Source organism: Pseudomonas sp. KnCO4, from assembly GCF_045344305.1.
Lineage (GTDB): Bacteria > Pseudomonadota > Gammaproteobacteria > Pseudomonadales > Pseudomonadaceae > Aquipseudomonas > Aquipseudomonas anuradhapurensis.
On the sequence record NZ_CP174199.1, the window covers coordinates 1,717,910 to 1,736,676 of the forward strand.

The 18,767-nt window shown below is 64.7% G+C and carries 13 protein-coding genes; 8 read left to right on the top strand and 5 right to left on the bottom strand.

What is annotated here, in order from left to right; translation table 11 throughout:
- Nucleotides 1–101: 101 nt before the first annotated feature.
- Both tcuA and tcuB read left to right on the top strand, forming a co-directional pair.
- Complete coding sequence (tcuA, locus tag ACJA3S_RS08015) at nt 102–1,556, top strand: FAD-dependent tricarballylate dehydrogenase TcuA (protein WP_406821420.1); 1,455 nt, start codon at nt 102–104, stop codon at nt 1,554–1,556.
- Nucleotides 1,537–2,718 (top strand): tricarballylate utilization 4Fe-4S protein TcuB, encoded by a 1,182-nt coding sequence (gene tcuB, locus ACJA3S_RS08020; protein ID WP_406821421.1) that lies wholly within the window; start codon nt 1,537–1,539, stop codon nt 2,716–2,718. The genes tcuA and tcuB overlap by 20 nt, the downstream gene beginning before the upstream one ends.
- A 60-nt stretch (nt 2,719–2,778) precedes the next feature.
- On the opposite strand, the gene ACJA3S_RS08025 is transcribed toward tcuB, so the two are convergent.
- The gene (locus ACJA3S_RS08025; protein WP_170029032.1) at nt 2,779–3,672 is read right to left on the bottom strand and encodes a LysR family transcriptional regulator; all 894 of its coding nucleotides are present in this window, start codon (nt 3,670–3,672) and stop codon (nt 2,779–2,781) included.
- 146 nt (nt 3,673–3,818) lie between these two features.
- Here ACJA3S_RS08025 and ACJA3S_RS08030 point away from each other — a divergent pair, with 146 nt between their 5' ends.
- From ACJA3S_RS08030 to ACJA3S_RS08045, 4 genes are all read left to right on the top strand, one after another.
- Nucleotides 3,819–4,898, top strand: a complete 1,080-nt coding sequence (locus tag ACJA3S_RS08030; RefSeq protein WP_186687438.1) for a 4-oxalomesaconate tautomerase — start codon at nt 3,819–3,821, stop codon at nt 4,896–4,898.
- Nucleotides 4,899–4,970: 72 nt separating this feature from the next.
- Nucleotides 4,971–6,278, top strand: coding sequence for a dicarboxylate/amino acid:cation symporter (locus ACJA3S_RS08035; protein ID WP_406821422.1), 1,308 nt, complete (start codon nt 4,971–4,973; stop codon nt 6,276–6,278).
- Nucleotides 6,279–6,396: 118 nt separating this feature from the next.
- Nucleotides 6,397–7,701, top strand: coding sequence for a CitMHS family transporter (locus ACJA3S_RS08040; RefSeq protein ID WP_406821423.1), 1,305 nt, complete (start codon nt 6,397–6,399; stop codon nt 7,699–7,701).
- 65 nt (nt 7,702–7,766) lie between these two features.
- A complete protein-coding gene (locus ACJA3S_RS08045; protein WP_406821424.1) occupies nt 7,767–9,020 on the top strand; it encodes an OprD family porin in 1,254 nt (417 codons plus the stop codon).
- A 324-nt stretch (nt 9,021–9,344) separates the two neighbouring features.
- Here ACJA3S_RS08045 and soxR read toward each other — a convergent pair whose 3' ends face one another.
- From soxR to lysA, 3 genes are all read right to left on the bottom strand, one after another.
- Complete coding sequence (gene soxR, locus ACJA3S_RS08050; protein ID WP_186687444.1) at nt 9,345–9,800, bottom strand: redox-sensitive transcriptional activator SoxR; 456 nt, start codon at nt 9,798–9,800, stop codon at nt 9,345–9,347.
- Nucleotides 9,801–9,867: 67 nt separating this feature from the next.
- Complete coding sequence (locus ACJA3S_RS08055) at nt 9,868–10,605, bottom strand: GntR family transcriptional regulator (protein WP_406821425.1); 738 nt, start codon at nt 10,603–10,605, stop codon at nt 9,868–9,870.
- Nucleotides 10,606–10,678: 73 nt separating this feature from the next.
- Nucleotides 10,679–11,902, bottom strand: a complete 1,224-nt coding sequence (gene lysA / locus ACJA3S_RS08060) for a diaminopimelate decarboxylase (protein ID WP_406821426.1) — start codon at nt 11,900–11,902, stop codon at nt 10,679–10,681.
- Between the two features lie 122 nt (nt 11,903–12,024).
- On the opposite strand from lysA, the gene ACJA3S_RS08065 reads away from it, so the two are divergent.
- On the top strand, nt 12,025–12,930 hold the full coding sequence (locus tag ACJA3S_RS08065; RefSeq protein ID WP_406821427.1) for a LysR family transcriptional regulator: 906 nt from the start codon (nt 12,025–12,027) through the stop codon (nt 12,928–12,930).
- Between the two features lie 153 nt (nt 12,931–13,083).
- On the opposite strand, the gene ACJA3S_RS08070 is transcribed toward ACJA3S_RS08065, so the two are convergent.
- Nucleotides 13,084–13,437 (bottom strand): hypothetical protein, encoded by a 354-nt coding sequence (locus tag ACJA3S_RS08070; RefSeq protein WP_406821428.1) that lies wholly within the window; start codon nt 13,435–13,437, stop codon nt 13,084–13,086.
- A 274-nt stretch (nt 13,438–13,711) separates the two neighbouring features.
- Here ACJA3S_RS08070 and ACJA3S_RS08075 point away from each other — a divergent pair, with 274 nt between their 5' ends.
- Complete coding sequence (locus ACJA3S_RS08075) at nt 13,712–18,577, top strand: NAD-glutamate dehydrogenase (RefSeq protein ID WP_406821429.1); 4,866 nt, start codon at nt 13,712–13,714, stop codon at nt 18,575–18,577.
- Nucleotides 18,578–18,767: the final 190 nt, after the last annotated feature.

Below are 18,767 nucleotides of genomic sequence, written 5' to 3' on the forward strand. Positions count from 1 at the left end.
ACCCCCGCTGATCGCGTTTCGTCACCCGCACGGGGTCATTAGATTCCGTGGTCCGCGAGGAGCACACCGACCGTTCTGGCTCCTCGAGACCTGGAGGCAAAATGATCGATGTGCTTGTCATTGGCGGTGGCAACGCCGCCCTGTGCGCTGCGTTGATGGCGCGTGAGGCCGGCGCCAGCGTGCTGCTGCTGGAGGCCGCGCCGCGTGCCTGGCGAGGTGGCAACTCGCAACACACCCGCAACCTGCGGTGCATGCACGATGCACCGCAGGATGTGCTGGTCGAGGCATACCCGGAAGAAGAGTTCTGGCAAGACCTGCTCAAGGTCACCGACGGCCAGACCAACGAAAAACTGGCGCGGCTGGTGATCAGGGCGTCGTCCGATTGCCGCGACTGGATGCGGCGCCACGGTGTGCACTTCCAGCCGTCGTTGTCCGGGGCCTTGCACACGGCACGGACCAATGCGTTTTTCATGGGCGGCGGCAAGGCGTTGGTCAATGCCTATTTCCGCAGCGCCGAACACCTGGGCGTGCAGGTTCGCTACGACACCCCGGTGTGCGACATCGAGCTGCACGGCGAGCGTTTCGTCGCCGCCCATGTACCGGCGCGCGAGGTAGGCGGGCGGCAGTTGCCGGCCGAACGTATCCAGGCGCGCAGCTGCGTGCTTGCCGCCGGTGGCTTCGAATCCAACCGCAGCTGGCTGCGTGAGGCCTGGGGGCAGAACCAACGCGGCGAATGGCCGGCGGACAACTTCCTGGTGCGCGGTACCCGCTTCAATGACGGCGTGCTGCTGCGGCGCATGATCGACCTGGGCGCCGATACCATCGGTGACCCGACCCAGGCGCACATGGTGGCCATCGATGCCCGCGCGCCGCTCTACGACGGCGGCATCTGCACCCGCATCGACTGCGTGTCGCTGGGGGTGGTGGTCAATCGCGAAGGGCAGCGCTTCTACGATGAGGGCGAAGACTTCTGGCCCAAGCGCTACGCGATCTGGGGCCGTCTGGTGGCCCAGCAGCCGGGCCAGGTGGGCTTTTCCATCATCGACCAGAAGGCCCTGGGCCGCTTCATGCCGCCGGTGTTTCCAGGCACCACGGCCAACACCCTCGAAGAACTGGCGGGCCTGCTTGGGTTGCCGCCGGCGGCCTTCGTCGACAGCGTGCAGGCCTACAACCGCGCCTGCCAGCCCGGCACCTTCGACCATACCCGGCTGGACGACTGCCACACTGTCGGTATCACCCCGGCCAAGAGCCACTGGGCCCTGCCTATCGATACGCCGCCTTTCTACGGCTACCCGCTACGCCCTGGCGTCACCTTCACCTACCTGGGCCTGCGCACCGACGAGACTGCCGCCGTGCACTTCGCTGGCCGGCGCAGCCCGAACCTGTTCGTGGCCGGTGAAATGATGGCCGGCAACGTGTTGGGCAAGGGCTATACCGCCGGGGTCGGCATGTCCATCGGCACCGCCTTCGGGCGTATTGCCGGCACCCGCGCCGCTGCCGCCGCTGCGCGTATTCCATCCCCAGACGAGGCCCGCCATGACCGCGCAACTGCCTGAACCCCGCCAGTACCAGCCTGCCGCCAGCGGCCCTGAACTGATCCCGTTGTTGAACCTGGACGAACAAGAGGTGCAGCGGCAGATGAGCATCTGCAACGCCTGTCGCTACTGTGAAGGGTTCTGCGCCGTGTTCCCGGCGATGACCCGCCGGCTGACCTTCGGCAAGGCCGACATCCATTACCTGGCCAACCTCTGTCACAACTGCGGCGCCTGCCTGCACGCCTGCCAGTACGCCGCGCCCCACGAGTTCGCCGTCAACGTGCCGCAGGCGATGGCCAAGGTGCGCGGCCAGACCTACGCCGACTATGCCTGGCCGGCGGCGTTCGGCCGGCTGTACCGGCACAATGGCACCTATGTCGCCAGCGCGCTGGCCGTGGCGCTGTCGCTGTTCCTGTTGCTGGCCCTGGCGGTCAACGGCACCTTGCTGCCCGGGCGGCTGGCGGGCGATTTCTATGCGGTGTTCCCGCACAACACCCTGGCGCTGTTGTTCGGCAGCGTCTTCAGCCTTGCCGGTGTGGCGCTGGCACTGGCCGTGCGGCGCTTCTGGCGCCAGGTTTCGCCCGCCGGGCAGCAGGCAGCGCCGGCCGATGGCGCTGTGCTCGAGGCATCGGCGGCGGTACTGACGCTGAAGTACCTCGACGGCGGGCATGGCCAGGGCTGCAACAATGCCGACGACCGCTATACGCTGTGGCGGCGCCGCTTCCATCACCTGACCTTCTATGGCTTCCTGCTGTGCTTCGCGGCCACGCTGGTCGCCACCGGTTATCACTACCTGCTCGGCCTGACGGCGCCTTACCCGCTGCTGAGCCTGCCGGTGCTGCTGGGCACGGCCGGTGGGGTTGGCCTGGTCATCGGCCCGCTCGGGTTGCTGGCGCTGAACCTGCGGCGGGCGCCGGAACATGGCGATGCCCGGCAAAGGCCGATGGACCGGGCGTTCATCCTGCTGCTGTTGCTGGTCAGCGTCAGCGGGCTGGCACTGCTGGCGCTGCGTGACAGCGGGGCCATGGCCATGTTGCTGGCCATCCACCTGGGCACGGTGATGGCGCTGTTCCTCACGCTGCCCTATGGCAAGTTTGCCCATGGCCTGTTCCGCAGCGCCGCGTTGCTGAAGTTCGCCATCGAGAAACGCCGGCCCGACCCGCACGGCCTGGGCGGGGACTGAGGCATGCGCGCGGCGCACGTATTTGCCCGGGCCGGGCATCGGCCTGATGGCCGCGCCCGCTCAGCGGTTGGGCCACTTCTCCAGCAGGATCGAAACGAACTTTTCCGCGGCAGGCGACAGCGACGCACCGCGCCGGTACACCAGGCCCAGGGTGCGCGTCACCTGGGGTTCGATCAGCGGCACGCTGACCAGGGTCGGGTGGTCGGCGCTGGGCATGGCCAGGCTGGGCATGGCGGATACCCCCAGCCCGGCCTCGACCATGCCCAGCGAGGTGGACAGGTGCTGCACCTCGTAGAACCACTTGGGGCGCAGGTTGAGGCCGGAGAGGGCATGGTCGAGCAGCATGCGGTTGCCGCTCAGGCGGCCAACGCCGATCAGCCGGTAGTCGGCAAGCTCGGTCCAGGTCACGGCTTCACGCCCCGCCAGTTTGTGGTCGCGCCGGCAGGCCAGGACAAAGTGTTCCTGCACCAGCGAGACGAATTCGATGTCCGGGTGTTGCCCGCTCATCATGTTGATGCCGAAGTCGGCTTCGCCGCGCAGCACGGCTTCCAGCCCGTCATTGGCACTGAGGTCGAGCAGGCGGATACGGATTTTCGGGTACTGCTCGTTGTAGTCGCGGATCACCGACGGCAGGAAGTAGAACGCGGCGGTGGGAATGCAGGCGAGGGTGACCTGGCCGGTCTGCCGCTCGGCCAGCTCGCGGATGCTGAGGATCGAGTCCTCGAAATCATCCAGCAGCCGCCTGGCCTTGGGCAGGAAGTCGCGCCCGACGCTGGTCAGGCTGACCCGACGGGTGGTGCGTTCGAGCAACGAGGTGCCTAGCCCTTCTTCGAGCTTCTTAATCCGCCGGCTCAGTGCCGGCTGCGACAGGTGCAGTGCTTCGGCGGCTTCATGAAAGCTGCCGAGTTCGGCGATTTTCACGAAAGATCGGATGTCTTGCAGCTCATATTCCATAAATAAACCACAGCCCGTTCGACGGAGGATTGTTTTGTGAAAAGCAATAATGGCTACGATATTTGCATTGGATTGATTTATCCGTCCCTGTCACTCTTTTGCTCACAGCATCAATGATGTCCATTGATCAACAAGAGTGCGAAATCATGCAACGAATTCCTTGCGTACTCATGCGCGGTGGCACCTCCAAGGGGCCGTTCTTCCACGCCTGGGACCTGCCTGCCAATGTGGTCGAGCGCGACGAATTGCTGATCAACCTGATGGGCTCCGGCCACGAACTGGAAATCGACGGCATCGGTGGCGGCAGCCCGCAGACCAGCAAGGTCGCCATCATCAGCCCGTCGTTGCATGCCGACGCCGACGTCGACTACCTGTTCGTCCAGGTCATGGTCGCCCAACGCCGGGTCGACACAGCCCCGAACTGCGGCAACATGCTGTGCGCCGTGGGCCCGTTCGCCATCGAGCAAGGCCTGGTCAAGGGCCAGGACGGCAAGACGCTGGTGCGTATTCGCAACCTCAACACTGGCACCTTCGTCAATTCGCTGGTGGAAACCCCCGGCGGTATCGTGCGCTACGAAGGCCGTACGGCGATCGACGGCGTACCGGGCACTGCCGCCCCGGTGCACCTGACCTTCCTCGATGCGGTCGGCAGCAAGACCGGCAAGCTGTTCCCCACCGGCCAGGCCAAGGATGTGATCGATGGTGTGCCGGTCACCTGCATCGACATGGCCATGCCAATGATGGTGGTGCAGGCCAGCGAACTGGGGGTCAGCGGCGCGGAAACCCCGGCTGAACTCGACGCCAACGGCGCGCTGCTCGCACGCCTCGAGGCGTTGCGCCTGAAGGCCGGCAAGGCCATGGGCCTGGGTGATGTCAGTGGCATGGTCATTCCCAAGCCGGTGCTGGTGTCCAAACCGCGCTACGACGGCACCGTGCAGGTTCGCTACTTCATGCCGCACAACTGCCATCGCGCCCTGGCCATCACCGGCGCGGTAGGGCTGGCGACTGCCTGCGTCAGCCCCGGTACGGTGATTGGTGACCTGCTGGGCGAGGGTGCCGGGCAACTCACCGAGGTGCGCCTGGAACACCCGAGCGGCGGCATCGATGTCGCGCTGTCGCGCAGCGGTGCCGATGGCAAGACGATCCAGGCCTCGGTGGTGCGAACCGCCCGGCGGCTCTTCTCAGGGTTCGTCTACGCCCCTACATTCCGCAGGTTGGCGGGGTAAGCCCAGGCGTTATCCAGACCTGCACAATCGCAACCAGCGCATCCGCACAATTTCAACAATGGGTGATGCCACATGAAACTCGCCAAATCGCTGTATTTCCAGATCCTCTGCGCCGTCCTGCTGGGCGTGGTGGTCGGCCATTTCTGGGCGCAACAGGCAGTGGCCCTGAAGCCGCTGGGTGATGCCTTCATCAAGCTGATCAAGATGATGATCGCCCCGGTGGTGTTCTGCACCATCGTCACCGGCATCGCCGGCATGACCGACAAGCGCTCCCTGGGGCGCCTGATGAGCAAGACCCTGCTGCTGTTCCTGGGCCTGACCGTGGTCAGCCTGGTGATCGGCCTGGCGGCGGTGTACCTGTTCAAGCCCGGCGTCGGCATGAACATCGACCCGGCCACCCTGAGCACCGCCGGCCTGAGGCAGTACACCGCGTCGGCGGCCAAGCTGAGCGTGGTGGACTTCTTCATGCACATCATCCCGGACACCTTCATCGGTGCCTTCAACAAGGGTGAAGTGCTGCCGGTGCTGTTCATTGCCGTGCTCAGCGGTTTCGCCCTGTCGTCGATGGGCGAGAAGGGCAAGCCGGTACTGGATGTGCTGGAGTCGGCCTCGACCATGGTGTTCCGCATCTTCGGCTACCTGATGCGCTTCGCCCCGGTCGGTGCCTTCGGTGCGCTGGCGTTCACCGTCGGCCAGTACGGCATCACCTCGCTCGGTTCGCTGGCCAAGCTGGTGGGCACGCTGTACATCGCCTGCGCGTTCTTCGTGCTGGTCGTGCTGGGTGGCATCTGCCGTGCCCATGGCTTCAGCCTGTGGAAGCTGCTGCGCTACTTCCGCGAAGAATTCCTGGTGGTGCTGGGCACGTCCTCGACCGAGCCGGTGCTGCCACGCATGCTCGAGAAACTCGAGAAGCTGGGCTGCAACAAGGGCGTGGTCGGCCTGGTATTGCCCACTGGCTACTCGTTCAACCTGGACGGTACCGCCATCTACCTGTCGCTGGCCGCAGTGTTCATCGCCCAGGCCTGCAACATCGACCTGAGCCTGGGCCAGGTGGTCACCATGCTGGCGATCATGCTGCTGTCGTCCAAGGGCGCCGCAGGCGTGACCGGCAGCGGCTTCGTGGCGCTGGCCTCGACCCTGACCGTGATCCACGATATCCCCCTGGCCGGCCTGGCCCTGCTGATCGGCATCGACCGCTTCATGTCGGAAGCCCGTGCCCTGACCAGCCTTGCCAGCAACGCAGTGGCAACGGTGGTGGTGTCACTGTCGGAAAACGCCTGCGACCGCCAGACCCTGCTCAGCCGCCTGAACGGCGAACCGCTGCCCGGCCCGGTTGTGCAAACGCCTGAATGGAGCGCCGAGCCGCGTCGTCACGGCTGAACTGCGGTGCCCTGAACCCTCGTCGACCAATCCCCCCACCCGCTTTTGCCGGGCGGGGTAGGGGGCCGTCTGCGCTGCACTCGGCCACACTGGAAAAATAACAACAAGAGAACAAACCATGCTCGCACTTCTGGGCCTGATCATGGTGGTGACCTTCACCTACCTGATCATGAGTAAACGCCTGTCCCCGATCGTTGCACTGACCGTCGTGCCGATCGTCTTCGCCCTGGTCGGCGGCTTTGCCCCCGAGCTGGGCAAGATGATGCTCGACGGGCTGAAAATGGTTGCACCGTCTGCTGCGTTGCTGCTGTTCGCCATTCTGTTTTTCGGCCTGATGATCGACGCCGGCCTGTTCGACCCGCTGATCCGCAAGATCCTCAAGCGGGTGAACGGCGACCCAGTGAAGATTGCCATCGGCACCGCGCTGCTGTCGCTGCTGGTGGCCCTGGACGGCGATGGCACCACTACTTACATGATCACCTGTGCCGCCATGCTGCCGCTGTACAAGCGCATTGGCATGAACCCGATGATCCTCGCCACCGTGTCGATGTTGTCGCTGAGCATCATGAGCGGCATGAGCCCCTGGGGCGGCCCGGCCACGCGTGCCATTGCCGCGCTGGGGCTGGATGCCACCGAATACTTCATCCCGATGTTGCCCACCGTGATTGGTGGCGCCGCGTGGGTGGTGTTCACCGCCTTCCTGCTGGGCCGCGCCGAACGCCGGCGTATCGGCAACATCGCGCTGGAGTCCGGTGGTGGCAACTGCTACATCAAGGAAATCCTTGGCGATAGCCCGCACAAGCGCCCGCGCCTTGCCTATGTGAACCTGGTGCTGGTGATTGCCGTGATGACTGCGCTGGTGCTGGGGCTGATGCACGCCGCCATCCTGTTCATGATCGGTTTCGTCGCCGCGCTGATGATCAACTACCCGCAGCTGGAGCTGCAGAAGGAACGTATCCTCGCTCACTCGGGCAATGCGATGACCGTGGTGCTGCTGGTGTTCGCCGCGGGCATCTTCGCCGGTATTTTCTCCGGCACCAAGATGGTCGATGCGCTGGCACAAACCCTGGTGGACTGGATCCCTGAAGCCTGGAGCCACTGGTTCCCGCTGGTGGTGGCGCTGACCAGCATGCCGCTGACCTTCGTGCTGTCCAACGATGCCTACTACTTCGGCGTGGTGCCGATCCTGGCCAATGCCGCGGCGGCCTATGGCATCGATCCGGTGGAAATTGCTCGCGCCTCGGTGCTGGGCCAGCCGGTGCACCTGATGAGCCCACTGGTGGCGTCGACCCTGCTGCTGGTGGGCATGGTCGACCGCGATATCGGCGACTTCCAGAAAGCCACGGTGAAGTGGGCGGTGCTCACCTCGCTGGTGATCACCGCACTGGCATTGCTCACCGGGGCCTTGTCCTTCTTCGTCTAAGCGTTACCGGGCGCTGCCAGGCGCCCGCCACTACTCATTCTGAAAACAACAACAGAGTACCGATCATGTCCCGAGCTGTGTTCCGTGGAGCCACCTGTGGCCTGCTGTGCGGCTGGCTGCCTGTTGCCGGCGCCGCTGGTTTCGTCGATGACAGCAAGCTCAAGCTGCAATTGCGCAATGTCTATTTCAACGAGAATTTCCGTGACGAGCAGGGCATGAGCGCCCGTGCCGCAGCCAACGCCAAGAGCGAGCGGGTGGAGTGGGCGCAGGGCTTCCTGCTCGACTACCAGTCGGGCTTTACCAACGGCACCCTGGGCGTGGGGCTGGATGCCCTTGGCCTGTGGGGGGTGCGTCTCGATTCCGGTCGGGGGCGCAGTGGCACCGGGCTGCTGCCGGTGCATGACGACGGCCGCGCTGCGGACGAGTTCGCCAGCGCCAGGGTGACGGCCAAGGCGCGCCTGGGCCAGACCGTGGTCAAGCACGGCACCTTGCTGCCGAAGATGCCGCTGCTGGTATACAACGATGCGCGGTTGTTGCCGCAGACCTACCAGGGCACGCAGCTGACCAGCACCGATATTGACGGGTTGGCGGTGACGGCTGGCCACCTGGACCGCTTCAAGCAGCGTGACTCTTCCGACAGCACCGGCCTTTACCTGGATGGCTATGGCGGCGACAGGTCGGGTGACTTCAACTTCGCCGGTGCCGATTATGCGGTTAACAAGCAGCTGCGCCTGAGCTACTACCACGGCCAGCTCGAACATTTCTATCGCCAGGATTTCGCCGGGCTGGTCCACGACCTGCCGTTGGCTGGTGGGGTGCTGACTACCGACCTGCGCTATTTCAAGAGCCGCGACAGCGGGGCGGCCTATGGCGGCGCCATCGACAACGACATGTTCAGCGGGCAACTGGCCTATACCCATTCCGGCCATACCGTTGGTGCGGGCTACCAGGTGCTCGATGGCGACGCGGGGTTGCCGTATATCAGTGGTGCGACGGTGTATTCGTTCAGCAACGTTGGTATCGGCAAGTTCATCGAGGAAGAGGAGAAGACCTGGATGGCCAGCTACGCCTACAACTTTGCCGCCGCGGGTGTGCCTGGGCTGACCTTCATGGCGCGCTACCTGAGTGGCGACAATGGCCGCTCCGGTAGCGAGGGGATCAAGGAGTGGGAGCGTGACGCCGAGCTTGCCTATGTAGTGCAGGCCGGGCCGTTGAAAGGCCTGGGGGTGAAGTTGCGCAATTATGTCTACCGTTCGGATTTTGCTCGGGGGCGGGACAGTAATCGCCTTTATCTGACCTACGATATCGCCATCTGGTAAGGGGCCGGGCTTCAGCCGTGAACCGCGTCGCCTGCATCGCGGATGAATCCGCTCCTAGGCTCTGTATGAAAAGTCTTGAGACGCAGGTCAGGCAAGGCGAAAACAGCCGAGGAAGCGGAGTGTACTGGAGTACATGAGCATTCCGAGGCTGTTTTCAACGCAGCATGAACAAGTATCAAGGCTTTTCGTACAGAGCCTACAAGGGTGAACGGCTTCAGGTTGAGGCTGCACCTGGTAGGAGCGGATTTATCCGCGATCACCGGCACAGCCGGTGCCATCCACCGCGCTGCCTGTTTCAGGGCACGCCTTGTCGGGGCGTATGCCTTATCGGGCCTTGCTCTCCAGGATCCGCCCACCGGTGCCTTGCTTGCCCAACACATCCTCAGGGTTGCGCAGCGGGCACTCCTCCAGCGACAGGCAGCCGCAACCAATGCAATTGTCCAGGCTGTCGCGCAACGCCTCCAGCGTACGGATGCGCGCATTCAGGTCTTCGCGCCAGGCGGTGGACATTTCCCCCCATTGCGCCGCCGTCAGCTTGCTGTTCGGCGGATAGCGGCTGAACGCCTGCCTGATTTCTTCCAAGGGAATGCCGGTGCGCTGCGCCACCTTGATGATCGCCAATGTTCGCAGCACCAGCGCGGGATAGCGGCGCTGGTTGCCTGCCGTTCGGGTGCTGGCAATCAACCCCTTGGTTTCGTAGAAATGCAGCGCAGACACGGCCACGCCGCTGCGCCTGGCCACTTCCCCTACCGTTAGCATTCGTGTGCTTTCTACTGCCATGCCTGTTGGCCTCGACTTAACCTGCAGAAACTGGTGCGTATTGCTTCGAGAGCACCGCGATGATGGTTCAACCCGCTGGACGATCCCGACGCAGGTGGGTAACCAGGGTAAAGCGGTCGCCCGGATGCACGGTCTCGGATACCGCCATCAGGTCGCCGTTTTCCTCACGGTAGTGGCGGATGATCTGCAACCCAGGTGAACCCGCCTCGGCCTTCAGCGCCTGGGCGATCGGCGCAGCCAGCAAGACTCCCCGCACCTGCTGCTCGACCAGCGCGATGGCCCGGCCGTAGCGTTGCTCGATCAGCCCTGCGATCACTTGGTCAGGGTGCTCGCGGGCCAGTTCGATCACCTCGGCATAATCCCGCGGTAGGTAAACCTCGCTCCAGCACTGCGGCAAGCTATCGTGCACGCGGTCGACACGGATGCTCGACACGCAGAAATAGTGCTCGCCCGGTACCAGGCCCAACCGCTCGGCCTCGCCCAGGTCGGCGACGAATTGGCGCACATCCTGTATTTGCCGCTGCTGGTTTTGCCCGAGTTGCGCCAACTCCGCCACGCTGGCCAGTGCCTGGCAAAAGCCGCCACGCGGGCTGCTGGCCTCGACCCGGGTGCCCACGCGCTTGCGGCGCGACACCAGCCCCTGGTCGAGCAATTGGTCGATGGCCGCGCGCACCGTGTGCCGGCTGACACCGTACAGGTCGCACAGTTCGAGCTCGGTGGGCAGCAGGCTGCCCACCGGGTAACGGCCGCTGGTGATGCCTTGCATCAGGTCCTTTGCCACACGGGCATAGCGCGTCGGGTTCATGCCTTGCCCTGTCGGCAAAATGAAAGAGGGGCAGTTTAACAGAGCCCCCCGACGCTGCAGGTTACGCTGCCTGTCACTCCAGGTTCAGCAAGTCCTGCACGGTCTGCCGGCGGCGGATCATGCGCAACGCGCCATCCTCGATGAGCAATTCCGGCAACAGTGGCCGGCTGTTGTAGTTCGACGACATCGATGCCCCGTAAGCGCCGGCGTCGTGGATCACCAGCAGGTCGCCCACCTGTGCCTGGGGCAGGTCGTGCGGGGTCAGTTCCTGATCATCCTGGGTAAACACGTCACCCGACTCGCACAGCGGCCCGGCGACCACGGTTGGCTGGCGTGGGCGCTCCACCGGCTGGCCATTGGCGTCGAGCAGGGTCATGCGATGGTAGGCGCCATACATGGCCGGGCGCATCAAGTCGTTGAAGCCGGCGTCGATCATGACGAAGGTGTTGCGGCCGGCCTGCTTCACGGCACGCACTTCGGCCACCAGGTAGCCCGATTCCGCCACCAGGAAGCGCCCGGGCTCGATCTCCATGCGCACCGGATGGCCCAGCATGGCTTCGATTTCCTGGCGCGCCACGGCCCAGGTGCGGGCGTAGCGCTGCAGGTCGACCGGCGTGTCGCTGCTGCGATACGGGGTGGAAAGCCCGCCGCCGATGGAGAACGCTTCGATGTCCACGCCCAGCCGGCCAACCAGCTCGATCATTGCCCGGGCCACCTGCTCCAGGTGCTGGTAGTCCACGCCGGAGCCAATGTGCATGTGCACACCCACCAGGTGCAGGCCGTGAGCCTTGACGCAGGCCAGCGCCTCGTCCAGCTGCTCGTGCCAGATGCCGTGCTTGCTGTTCTCGCCACCCGTGTTGGTCTTGCGGCTGTGGCCATGGCCGAAACCGGGGTTGATGCGCAGCCACACGCGGTGGCCGGGGGAGCGTTCCCCCAACTGGCGCAGCATGTCGATGGAGCCGGCGTTAACCTCGATCTTCGACGCCACCACCCGCTCCAGGGTCGGCCGGTCCAGCGCATCGCAGGTCAGGACCACGCCGGCGGGGTCGCCATCCACGCTCGCACCGGCAGCGAAGGCCCGCTCCATCTCGCCCAGCGATACCGCGTCCAGCACCAGGCCGTGGGCGCGCATCAGCCGCAGCACGTGCAGGTTGGGGTTGGCCTTCTGGGCGAAGCGTACGGTGTCGAACACTTTCAGTTGTTCGACCCGTGCGGCGATGGTGCTGGCGTCGTAGGCCCACAGCGGCGTGCCGTGCTGGCGGGCCGCCTCGGCCAGGAGGGGGAAGGGTGCGGTCATGGTGGCGCTACTCATATAAGGAAGGGTTCGAGGATGAGCCAAAGTGGAAATTCAGAAAAATAGCTATTTTTCTGTTGGTCATTCATATCTGATATACCCTCCGCCACTTTCCAGGGACTGCCGTGAAACTCTCTGTTCGCCATATCGAAGTGTTCCGCGCCATCATGGCCGCTGGCAGTGTCACCGGTGCAGCGCGCCTGCTGTTCACCTCGCAGCCCACCGTCAGCCGTGAACTGGCGCGGTTGGAGCAGGTGACTGGGCTGAACCTGTTCGAGCGCGAGGCGGGGCGCCTGGTGGCCACGGCCCAGGCGTTGCTGTTGATCGAGGAGGTGGAGCGCGCCTACCTCGGCCTGGAGCGGATCGAGCGCTTTGCCCAGGCCATTCGCAATTTCGAGCAAGGCCGGCTGGCCATCACGTGCTTGCCGCTGTTTTCCCAGACCTTGTTGCCCAAGGCCTGCCAGCGCTTTCATCAGCAGCACCGGGGCGTGAGCGTGAGCATTGTGGCGCAGGAGTCACCGTTGCTGGAGGAGTCGCTGGTCGCCCAGCAGCATGACCTGGGCCTGACCGAGGTCGAGCAGATACCACGCGGCGCCTACGGCGAATTGTTGTTCAGCGCCAACATGGTCTGCGTGCTGCCCGAAGGGCACCCGCTGCAGGCCAAGGCCGAACTGGAGCTGAGCGATTTCCATGAGGTCGACTTCATCAACCTGGCCAGCCTGGACACCTACCGGCAGCGCCTGGACCAGCACTTCCGGGCGGCGGGGGTGAACCGCCGCACGGTCATCGAGACCACCAGTGCCGCCTCGGTGTGCGCCATGGTCAGGCAAGGCCTCGGGGTGGCGATCATCAACCCCCTGAGCGGGCTGGAGGCGGCGCAGGGTGGCTTGCCGATCCGCCGGTTGCGGGTATCGGTGCCGTACCAGGTGATGTTGATACGCCCGGACCACCGGCCAGCGTCGGCGGCGGTAGAACCGTTCTGTGAGGCGTTGCGGGTGCAGGCGCAGGAAATGCAGGCGGCCTTGATGTAGCGCCCGCCGAGCCTGTGCGGCGCCTGCTTCGCGGCTAAAGCCGCTCCCACAGGGATCGCGCAGGTTCGGGCCTCACGCGGTCGCTGTGGGAGCGGCTTTAGCCGCGAACACCGGCAAAGCCGGTGCCATCCACCACGGTGCCTGCCTGGTGGCTCAAAGCTCGCAGACCAAGGTGCCGGTCCCGGCCAGGATGTTCTCCAGGGTCTGCTTCACCTCATCCATGTCGCTCAGCGCGCTGGTCAGGTTGATCTCCAGCGTTTCATCCCCCTTCAGCGCATCGCGGTCGCCGGCCGCCACTTCGATCAGCAGGCGCTTGGCGCTCAAGGTCACTTTCAACCCATCCAGCGTCGACGGTTCGTCGTCCAGGGTCAGGTCGACGGTGTCTTCGTCCGGGTAGCGGGTCAGCAGGAACATCTGGCCCTTGTCGCTGTGACAGCACAGGGTCGCCATGTTGTCTTCCTCGTCATCGCAAGGGGTGGCGAACAGCAGGGCAGTATTGATTTGCATGGACAAGGCTCGGATCAAAGGAAACGGAAGGGAATTCTGACAGTCTTGTCAGCAGGCATAAACGTAAAGTTACCGCCCCTTGACCGAAATTGTCGCAGCGCTGCAAGCCTGAATGACCGATCAGTCGGTAAGCTTCGGCGAGCCCTGGGCGTGCCTGCGCACGTTCAACGTCTGGTTTTACCGTCCGCCTTGCCACGGGTTGGCTATCGTTGATCCGTACATGGCGCACGCAGCGACGCTTCAACTATTACAAAGCCCAAGCGGAGTACCACAGATGGCGTTCTTCACCGCAGCCAGCAAAGCCGACTTCCAGCATCAACTGCAAGCGGCCCTGGCGCAGCACATCAGCGAACAGTCCCTGCCACAAGTGGCGCTGTTCGCCGAGCAGTTCTTCGGCATCATCTCTCTGGACGAACTCACCCAGCGCAGGCTTTCCGACCTGGCCGGCTGCACCCTTTCAGCCTGGCGTATCATCGAACGTTTCGACCCCGAGTACCCGCAGGTGCGGGTGTACAACCCCGATTACGAACGCAATGGCTGGCAGTCGACCCACTCGGTGGTCGAGGTGCTGCACCACGACCTGCCGTTCCTGGTCGACTCGGTGCGTACCGAACTCAATCGCCGTGGCTACAGCATCCACACCCTGCAGACCACCGTGCTCAGCGTGCGCCGTGGCGCCAAGGGCGAATTGCTCGAACTGCTGCCCAAGGGTACCCAGGGCGAGGGCGTGCGCCATGAATCGCTGATGTACCTGGAAATCGACCGTTGCGCCAATGCCGCCGAGCTGACCGTGCTGGCCCGCGAGATCGAGCAGGTGCTGGCCGAGGTGCGCGTGGTGGTGGCCGACTTCGAACCGATGAAGGCCAAGCTGCGCCAGGTGGTGGCGGAGGTGGAACAGACCGCCTTTGCCCCGGCGCAGCACGAAAAGGGCGAGGTCAAGGCGTTCCTCGAGTGGCTGCTGGACAACCACTTCACCTTCCTCGGCTATGAAGAATTTACCGTCCAGGGCGGCGCCGATGGCGGCCAGATGGTCTACGACGAGCAATCGTTCCTCGGCCTGCCACGCCGCCTGCGCGTGGGCCTGACCAGCGACGAGCTGCGCATCGAAGACTACGCCGTGGCCTACCTCAACGAGCCACTGCTGCTGTCGTTCGCCAAGGCCGCGCTGCCCAGCCGCGTACACCGCCCGGCCTACCCGGACTATGTGTCGATCCGCCAGCTGGACGCCGACGGCAAGGTCATCAAGGAACACCGCTTCATGGGCCTGTACACCTCGTCGGTGTATGGCGAAAGCGTGCATGCCATCCCCTATATCCGGGTCAAGGTCAACGAAGTCGAGCGCCGCTCGGGCTTCGATCCCAAGGCGCACCTGGGCAAGGAACTGGCCCAGGTGCTGGAAGTGCTGCCGCGTGACGACCTGTTCCAGACACCGGTCGACGAGCTGTTCAGCACCGTCATGTCGATCGTGCAGATCCAGGAGCGCAACAAGATCCGCGTGTTCCTGCGCAAGGACCCGTACGGTCGCTTCTGCTACTGCCTGGCCTATGTGCCGCGGGAAATCTACTCCACCGAAGTGCGACAGAAGATCCAGCAGGTCCTGATGGAGCGCCTGAAGGCCAGCGACTGCGAGTTCTGGACCTTCTTCTCCGAGTCGGTGCTGGCGCGCGTGCAGCTGATCCTGCGGGTAGACCCGAAGAATCGCATCGACATCGACCCGCAGCAGCTGGAGCGCGAAGTGATCCAGGCCTGCCGCTCCTGGCACGACGATTATTCCGCGCTGGTGATCGAGAACTTCGGCGAAGCCCAGGGCACCAACATTCTCGCCGATTTCCCCAAAGGCTTCCCGGCCGGCTACCGCGAGCGCTTTGCCGCGCACTCGGCGGTGGTCGACCTGCAGCACGTGCTGAACCTGTCGGAAAGCAAGCCCCTGGCGATGAGCTTCTATCAGCCGCTGACCCAGGTCGGCGAGCGCATCCTGCATTGCAAGCTGTACCACGCCGATACACCGCTGGCGTTGTCCGATGTGCTGCCGATCCTGGAGAACCTCGGCCTGCGCGTGCTCGGCGAGTTCCCCTACCGGCTGCGCCATGCCAGCGGTCGTGAGTACTGGATCCACGACTTCGCCTTCACCTACAGCGAAGGCCTGAGCCTGGATATCCAGCAGCTCAACGACATCCTCCAGGACGCCTTCATCCATATCGTCCGCGGCGATGCCGAGAACGACGCCTTCAACCGCCTGGTGCTGACCGCCGGCCTGCCATGGCGTGACGTGGCGCTGCTGCGCGCCTACGCCCGCTACCTGAAGCAGATCCGCCTGGGCTTCGACCTGGGCTATATCGCCAGCACCCTGAACAACCACACCGACATCGCCCGCGAGCTGACCCGGTTGTTCAAGACCCGCTTCTACCTGGCGCGCAAGCTCACCCAGGAAGACCTGGACGACAAGCAGCAGCGCCTGGAGCAGGCCATCCTGACCGCGCTGGACGACGTGCAGGTGCTCAACGAAGACCGCATCCTGCGCCGCTACCTGGACCTGATCAAGGCCACCCTGCGCACCAACTTCTACCAGCCGGATGCCAACGGCCAGAACAAGTCGTATTTCAGCTTCAAGTTCAACCCCAAGCTGATCCCCGAGCTGCCCAAGCCGGTGCCCAAGTTCGAGATCTTCGTCTACTCGCCACGGGTCGAGGGCGTGCACCTGCGCTTTGGCAACGTGGCCCGCGGCGGCCTGCGCTGGTCCGACCGCGAGGAAGACTTCCGCACCGAGGTGCTGGGCCTGGTGAAAGCCCAGCAGGTGAAGAACTCGGTGATCGTGCCGGTCGGCGCCAAGGGCGGCTTCCTGCCGCGCCGCCTGCCGCTGGGCGGCAGCCGCGACGAGATCGCGGCCGAAGGCGTGGCGTGCTACCGCATCTTCATTTCCGGCCTGCTCGACATCACCGACAACCTCAAGGACGGTGGCGTGGTGCCTCCAGCCAACGTGGTGCGCCACGATGATGACGACCCGTACCTGGTGGTGGCGGCCGACAAGGGCACCGCGACCTTCTCCGACATCGCCAACGGCATTGCCATCGACTACGGCTTCTGGCTGGGTGACGCCTTCGCCTCGGGCGGTTCAGCCGGTTACGACCACAAGAAGATGGGCATTACCGCACGCGGCGCCTGGGTCGGCGTGCAGCGCCACTTCCGCGAGCGCGGCATCAATGTGCAGGAAGACCCGATCACCGTGATCGGCATCGGCGACATGGCTGGCGACGTGTTCGGCAACGGCCTGCTGATGTCCGACAAGCTGCAGCTGGTGGCTGCCTTCAACCACCTGCACATCTTCATCGACCCGAACCCGGAGCCGGCTTCCAGCTTTGCCGAGCGCAAGCGCCTGTTCGACCTGCCGCGGTCGGCCTGGAGCGACTACGACACCAGCATCATGTCCGAAGGCGGCGGGATCTTCCCGCGCAGTGCCAAGAGCATCGCCATCAGCCCGCAGATGAAAGAGCGCTTCGCCATCGAAGCCGACCGCCTGACCCCGACCGAGCTGCTCAACGCGCTGCTCAAGGCGCCGGTGGACCTGCTGTGGAACGGTGGCATCGGTACCTACGTCAAGGCCAGCACGGAAAGCCACGCCGATGTCGGCGACAAGGCCAACGATGCGCTGCGGGTCAACGGCAACGAACTGCGCTGCAAGGTGGTGGGCGAGGGCGGCAACCTGGGCATGACCCAGCTTGGCCGGGTCGAGTTCGGCCTCAATGGCGGTGCCACCAATACCGACTTCATCGACAACGCCGGCGGCGTGGACTGCTCCGACCACGAGGTCAACATCAAGATCCTGCTCAATGAAGTGGTGCAGGGTGGCGACATGACCGAGAAGCAGCGCAACCAGCTGCTGGGCAGCATGACCGACGAGGTGGCCGGCCTGGTGCTGGGCAACAACTACAAGCAGACCCAGGCGCTGTCGCTGGCAGCCCGCCGCGCCCGCGAGCGGATTGCCGAATACAAGCGCCTGATGGCCGACCTGGAAGCCCGTGGCAAGCTGGACCGCGCCATCGAGTTCCTGCCGTCCGAAGAGCAGTTGGCCGAACGCCTGGCCGCTGGCCAGGGCCTGACCCGCGCCGAGCTGTCGGTATTGATCTCGTACAGCAAGATCGACCTCAAGGAGCAACTGCTCAAGTCGCTGGTGCCGGACGACGACTACCTGACCCGCGACATGGAAACCGCCTTCCCGCCGTCGCTGGTCAGCAAGTTCGCCGAGTCCATGCGCCGCCACCGCCTGAAGCGCGAGATCGTCAGCACCCAGATCGCCAACGACCTGGTCAACAACATGGGCATCACCTTCGTCCAGCGCCTGAAGGAGTCGACCGGCATGAGCCCGGCCAACGTGGCCGGTGCCTATGTGATCGTGCGCGACATCTTCCACTTGCCGCACTGGTTCCGCCAGATCGAGGCGCTCGACTACCAGGTGCCGGCGGAAGTCCAGCTGACCCTGATGGACGAGCTGATGCGCCTGGGCCGCCGGGCTACCCGCTGGTTCCTGCGCAGCCGCCGCAACGAGCAGGATGCCGGGCGCGACGCCGCGCACTTCGGGCCGAAGATCGCGCAGCTGGGGCTCAAGCTCGACGAGCTGCTCGAAGGGCCGACCCGTGAGCGCTGGATGGTGCGTTACCAGGGCTTCGTCGAGGCTGGGGTGCCGGAGCTGCTGGCGCGCATGGTGGCCGGTACCAGCCACCTGTACACCCTGCTGCCGATCATCGAGGCGGCTGACGTTACCGGGCATGACCCGGCGCAGGTGGCCAAGGCGTTCTTCGCCGTGGGCAGCGCGCTGGACCTGACCTGGTACCTGCAGGAAATCAGCAACCTGCCGGTGGAGAACAACTGGCAGGCGCTGGCCCGCGAAGCCTTCCGCGACGACATCGACCTGCAGCAGCGGGCGATCACCATCTCGGTACTGCAGATGGCCGACGGGCCGGAAGACATGGACGCCCGTGTGGCGCTGTGGGCCGAGCAGCACCGGGTGATGGTGGAGCGCTGGCGCGCCATGCTCGACGACCTGCGCAACGCCACCGGTAACGACTATGCGATGTACGCGGTGGCCAACCGCGAGCTGGTCGACCTGGCCATGAGCGGGCAGGCGACGGTGGTGCCGTCCTGAGTCTGATGACGCGGTAAGAAGAAAGCCCCGGCTGCGATGCCGGGGCTTTCTTTTTGTTTGTACGGTTGGTTGACACGGCCCCTGTAGCGGCCTTGCGTCGCGAAAGGGCCGCAAAGCGGCCCCGGGATTTCAGCTACAGCACACCTGAAGCCGGGGCTGCGTCGCAGCCCTTTCGCGACGCAAGGCCGCT

Excerpts from the sequence above, each read along its gene's own strand:
- ACJA3S_RS08075 (WP_406821429.1), top strand. The coding sequence starts at position 13,712 with ATGGCGTTCTTCACCGCAGCCAGCAAAGCCGACTTCCAGCATCAACTG.
- ACJA3S_RS08040 (WP_406821423.1), top strand. The coding sequence starts at position 6,397 with ATGCTCGCACTTCTGGGCCTGATCATGGTGGTGACCTTCACCTACCTG.
- ACJA3S_RS08030 (WP_186687438.1), top strand. The coding sequence starts at position 3,819 with ATGCAACGAATTCCTTGCGTACTCATGCGCGGTGGCACCTCCAAGGGG.
- soxR (WP_186687444.1), bottom strand. The coding sequence starts at position 9,800 with ATGGCAGTAGAAAGCACACGAATGCTAACGGTAGGGGAAGTGGCCAGG.
- ACJA3S_RS08025 (WP_170029032.1), bottom strand. The coding sequence starts at position 3,672 with ATGGAATATGAGCTGCAAGACATCCGATCTTTCGTGAAAATCGCCGAA.
- lysA (WP_406821426.1), bottom strand. The coding sequence starts at position 11,902 with ATGACCGCACCCTTCCCCCTCCTGGCCGAGGCGGCCCGCCAGCACGGC.
- ACJA3S_RS08045 (WP_406821424.1), top strand. The coding sequence starts at position 7,767 with ATGTCCCGAGCTGTGTTCCGTGGAGCCACCTGTGGCCTGCTGTGCGGC.
- tcuB (WP_406821421.1), top strand. The coding sequence starts at position 1,537 with ATGACCGCGCAACTGCCTGAACCCCGCCAGTACCAGCCTGCCGCCAGC.
- ACJA3S_RS08055 (WP_406821425.1), bottom strand. The coding sequence starts at position 10,605 with ATGAACCCGACGCGCTATGCCCGTGTGGCAAAGGACCTGATGCAAGGC.
- ACJA3S_RS08070 (WP_406821428.1), bottom strand. The coding sequence starts at position 13,437 with ATGCAAATCAATACTGCCCTGCTGTTCGCCACCCCTTGCGATGACGAG.
- ACJA3S_RS08035 (WP_406821422.1), top strand. The coding sequence starts at position 4,971 with ATGAAACTCGCCAAATCGCTGTATTTCCAGATCCTCTGCGCCGTCCTG.
- tcuA (WP_406821420.1), top strand. The coding sequence starts at position 102 with ATGATCGATGTGCTTGTCATTGGCGGTGGCAACGCCGCCCTGTGCGCT.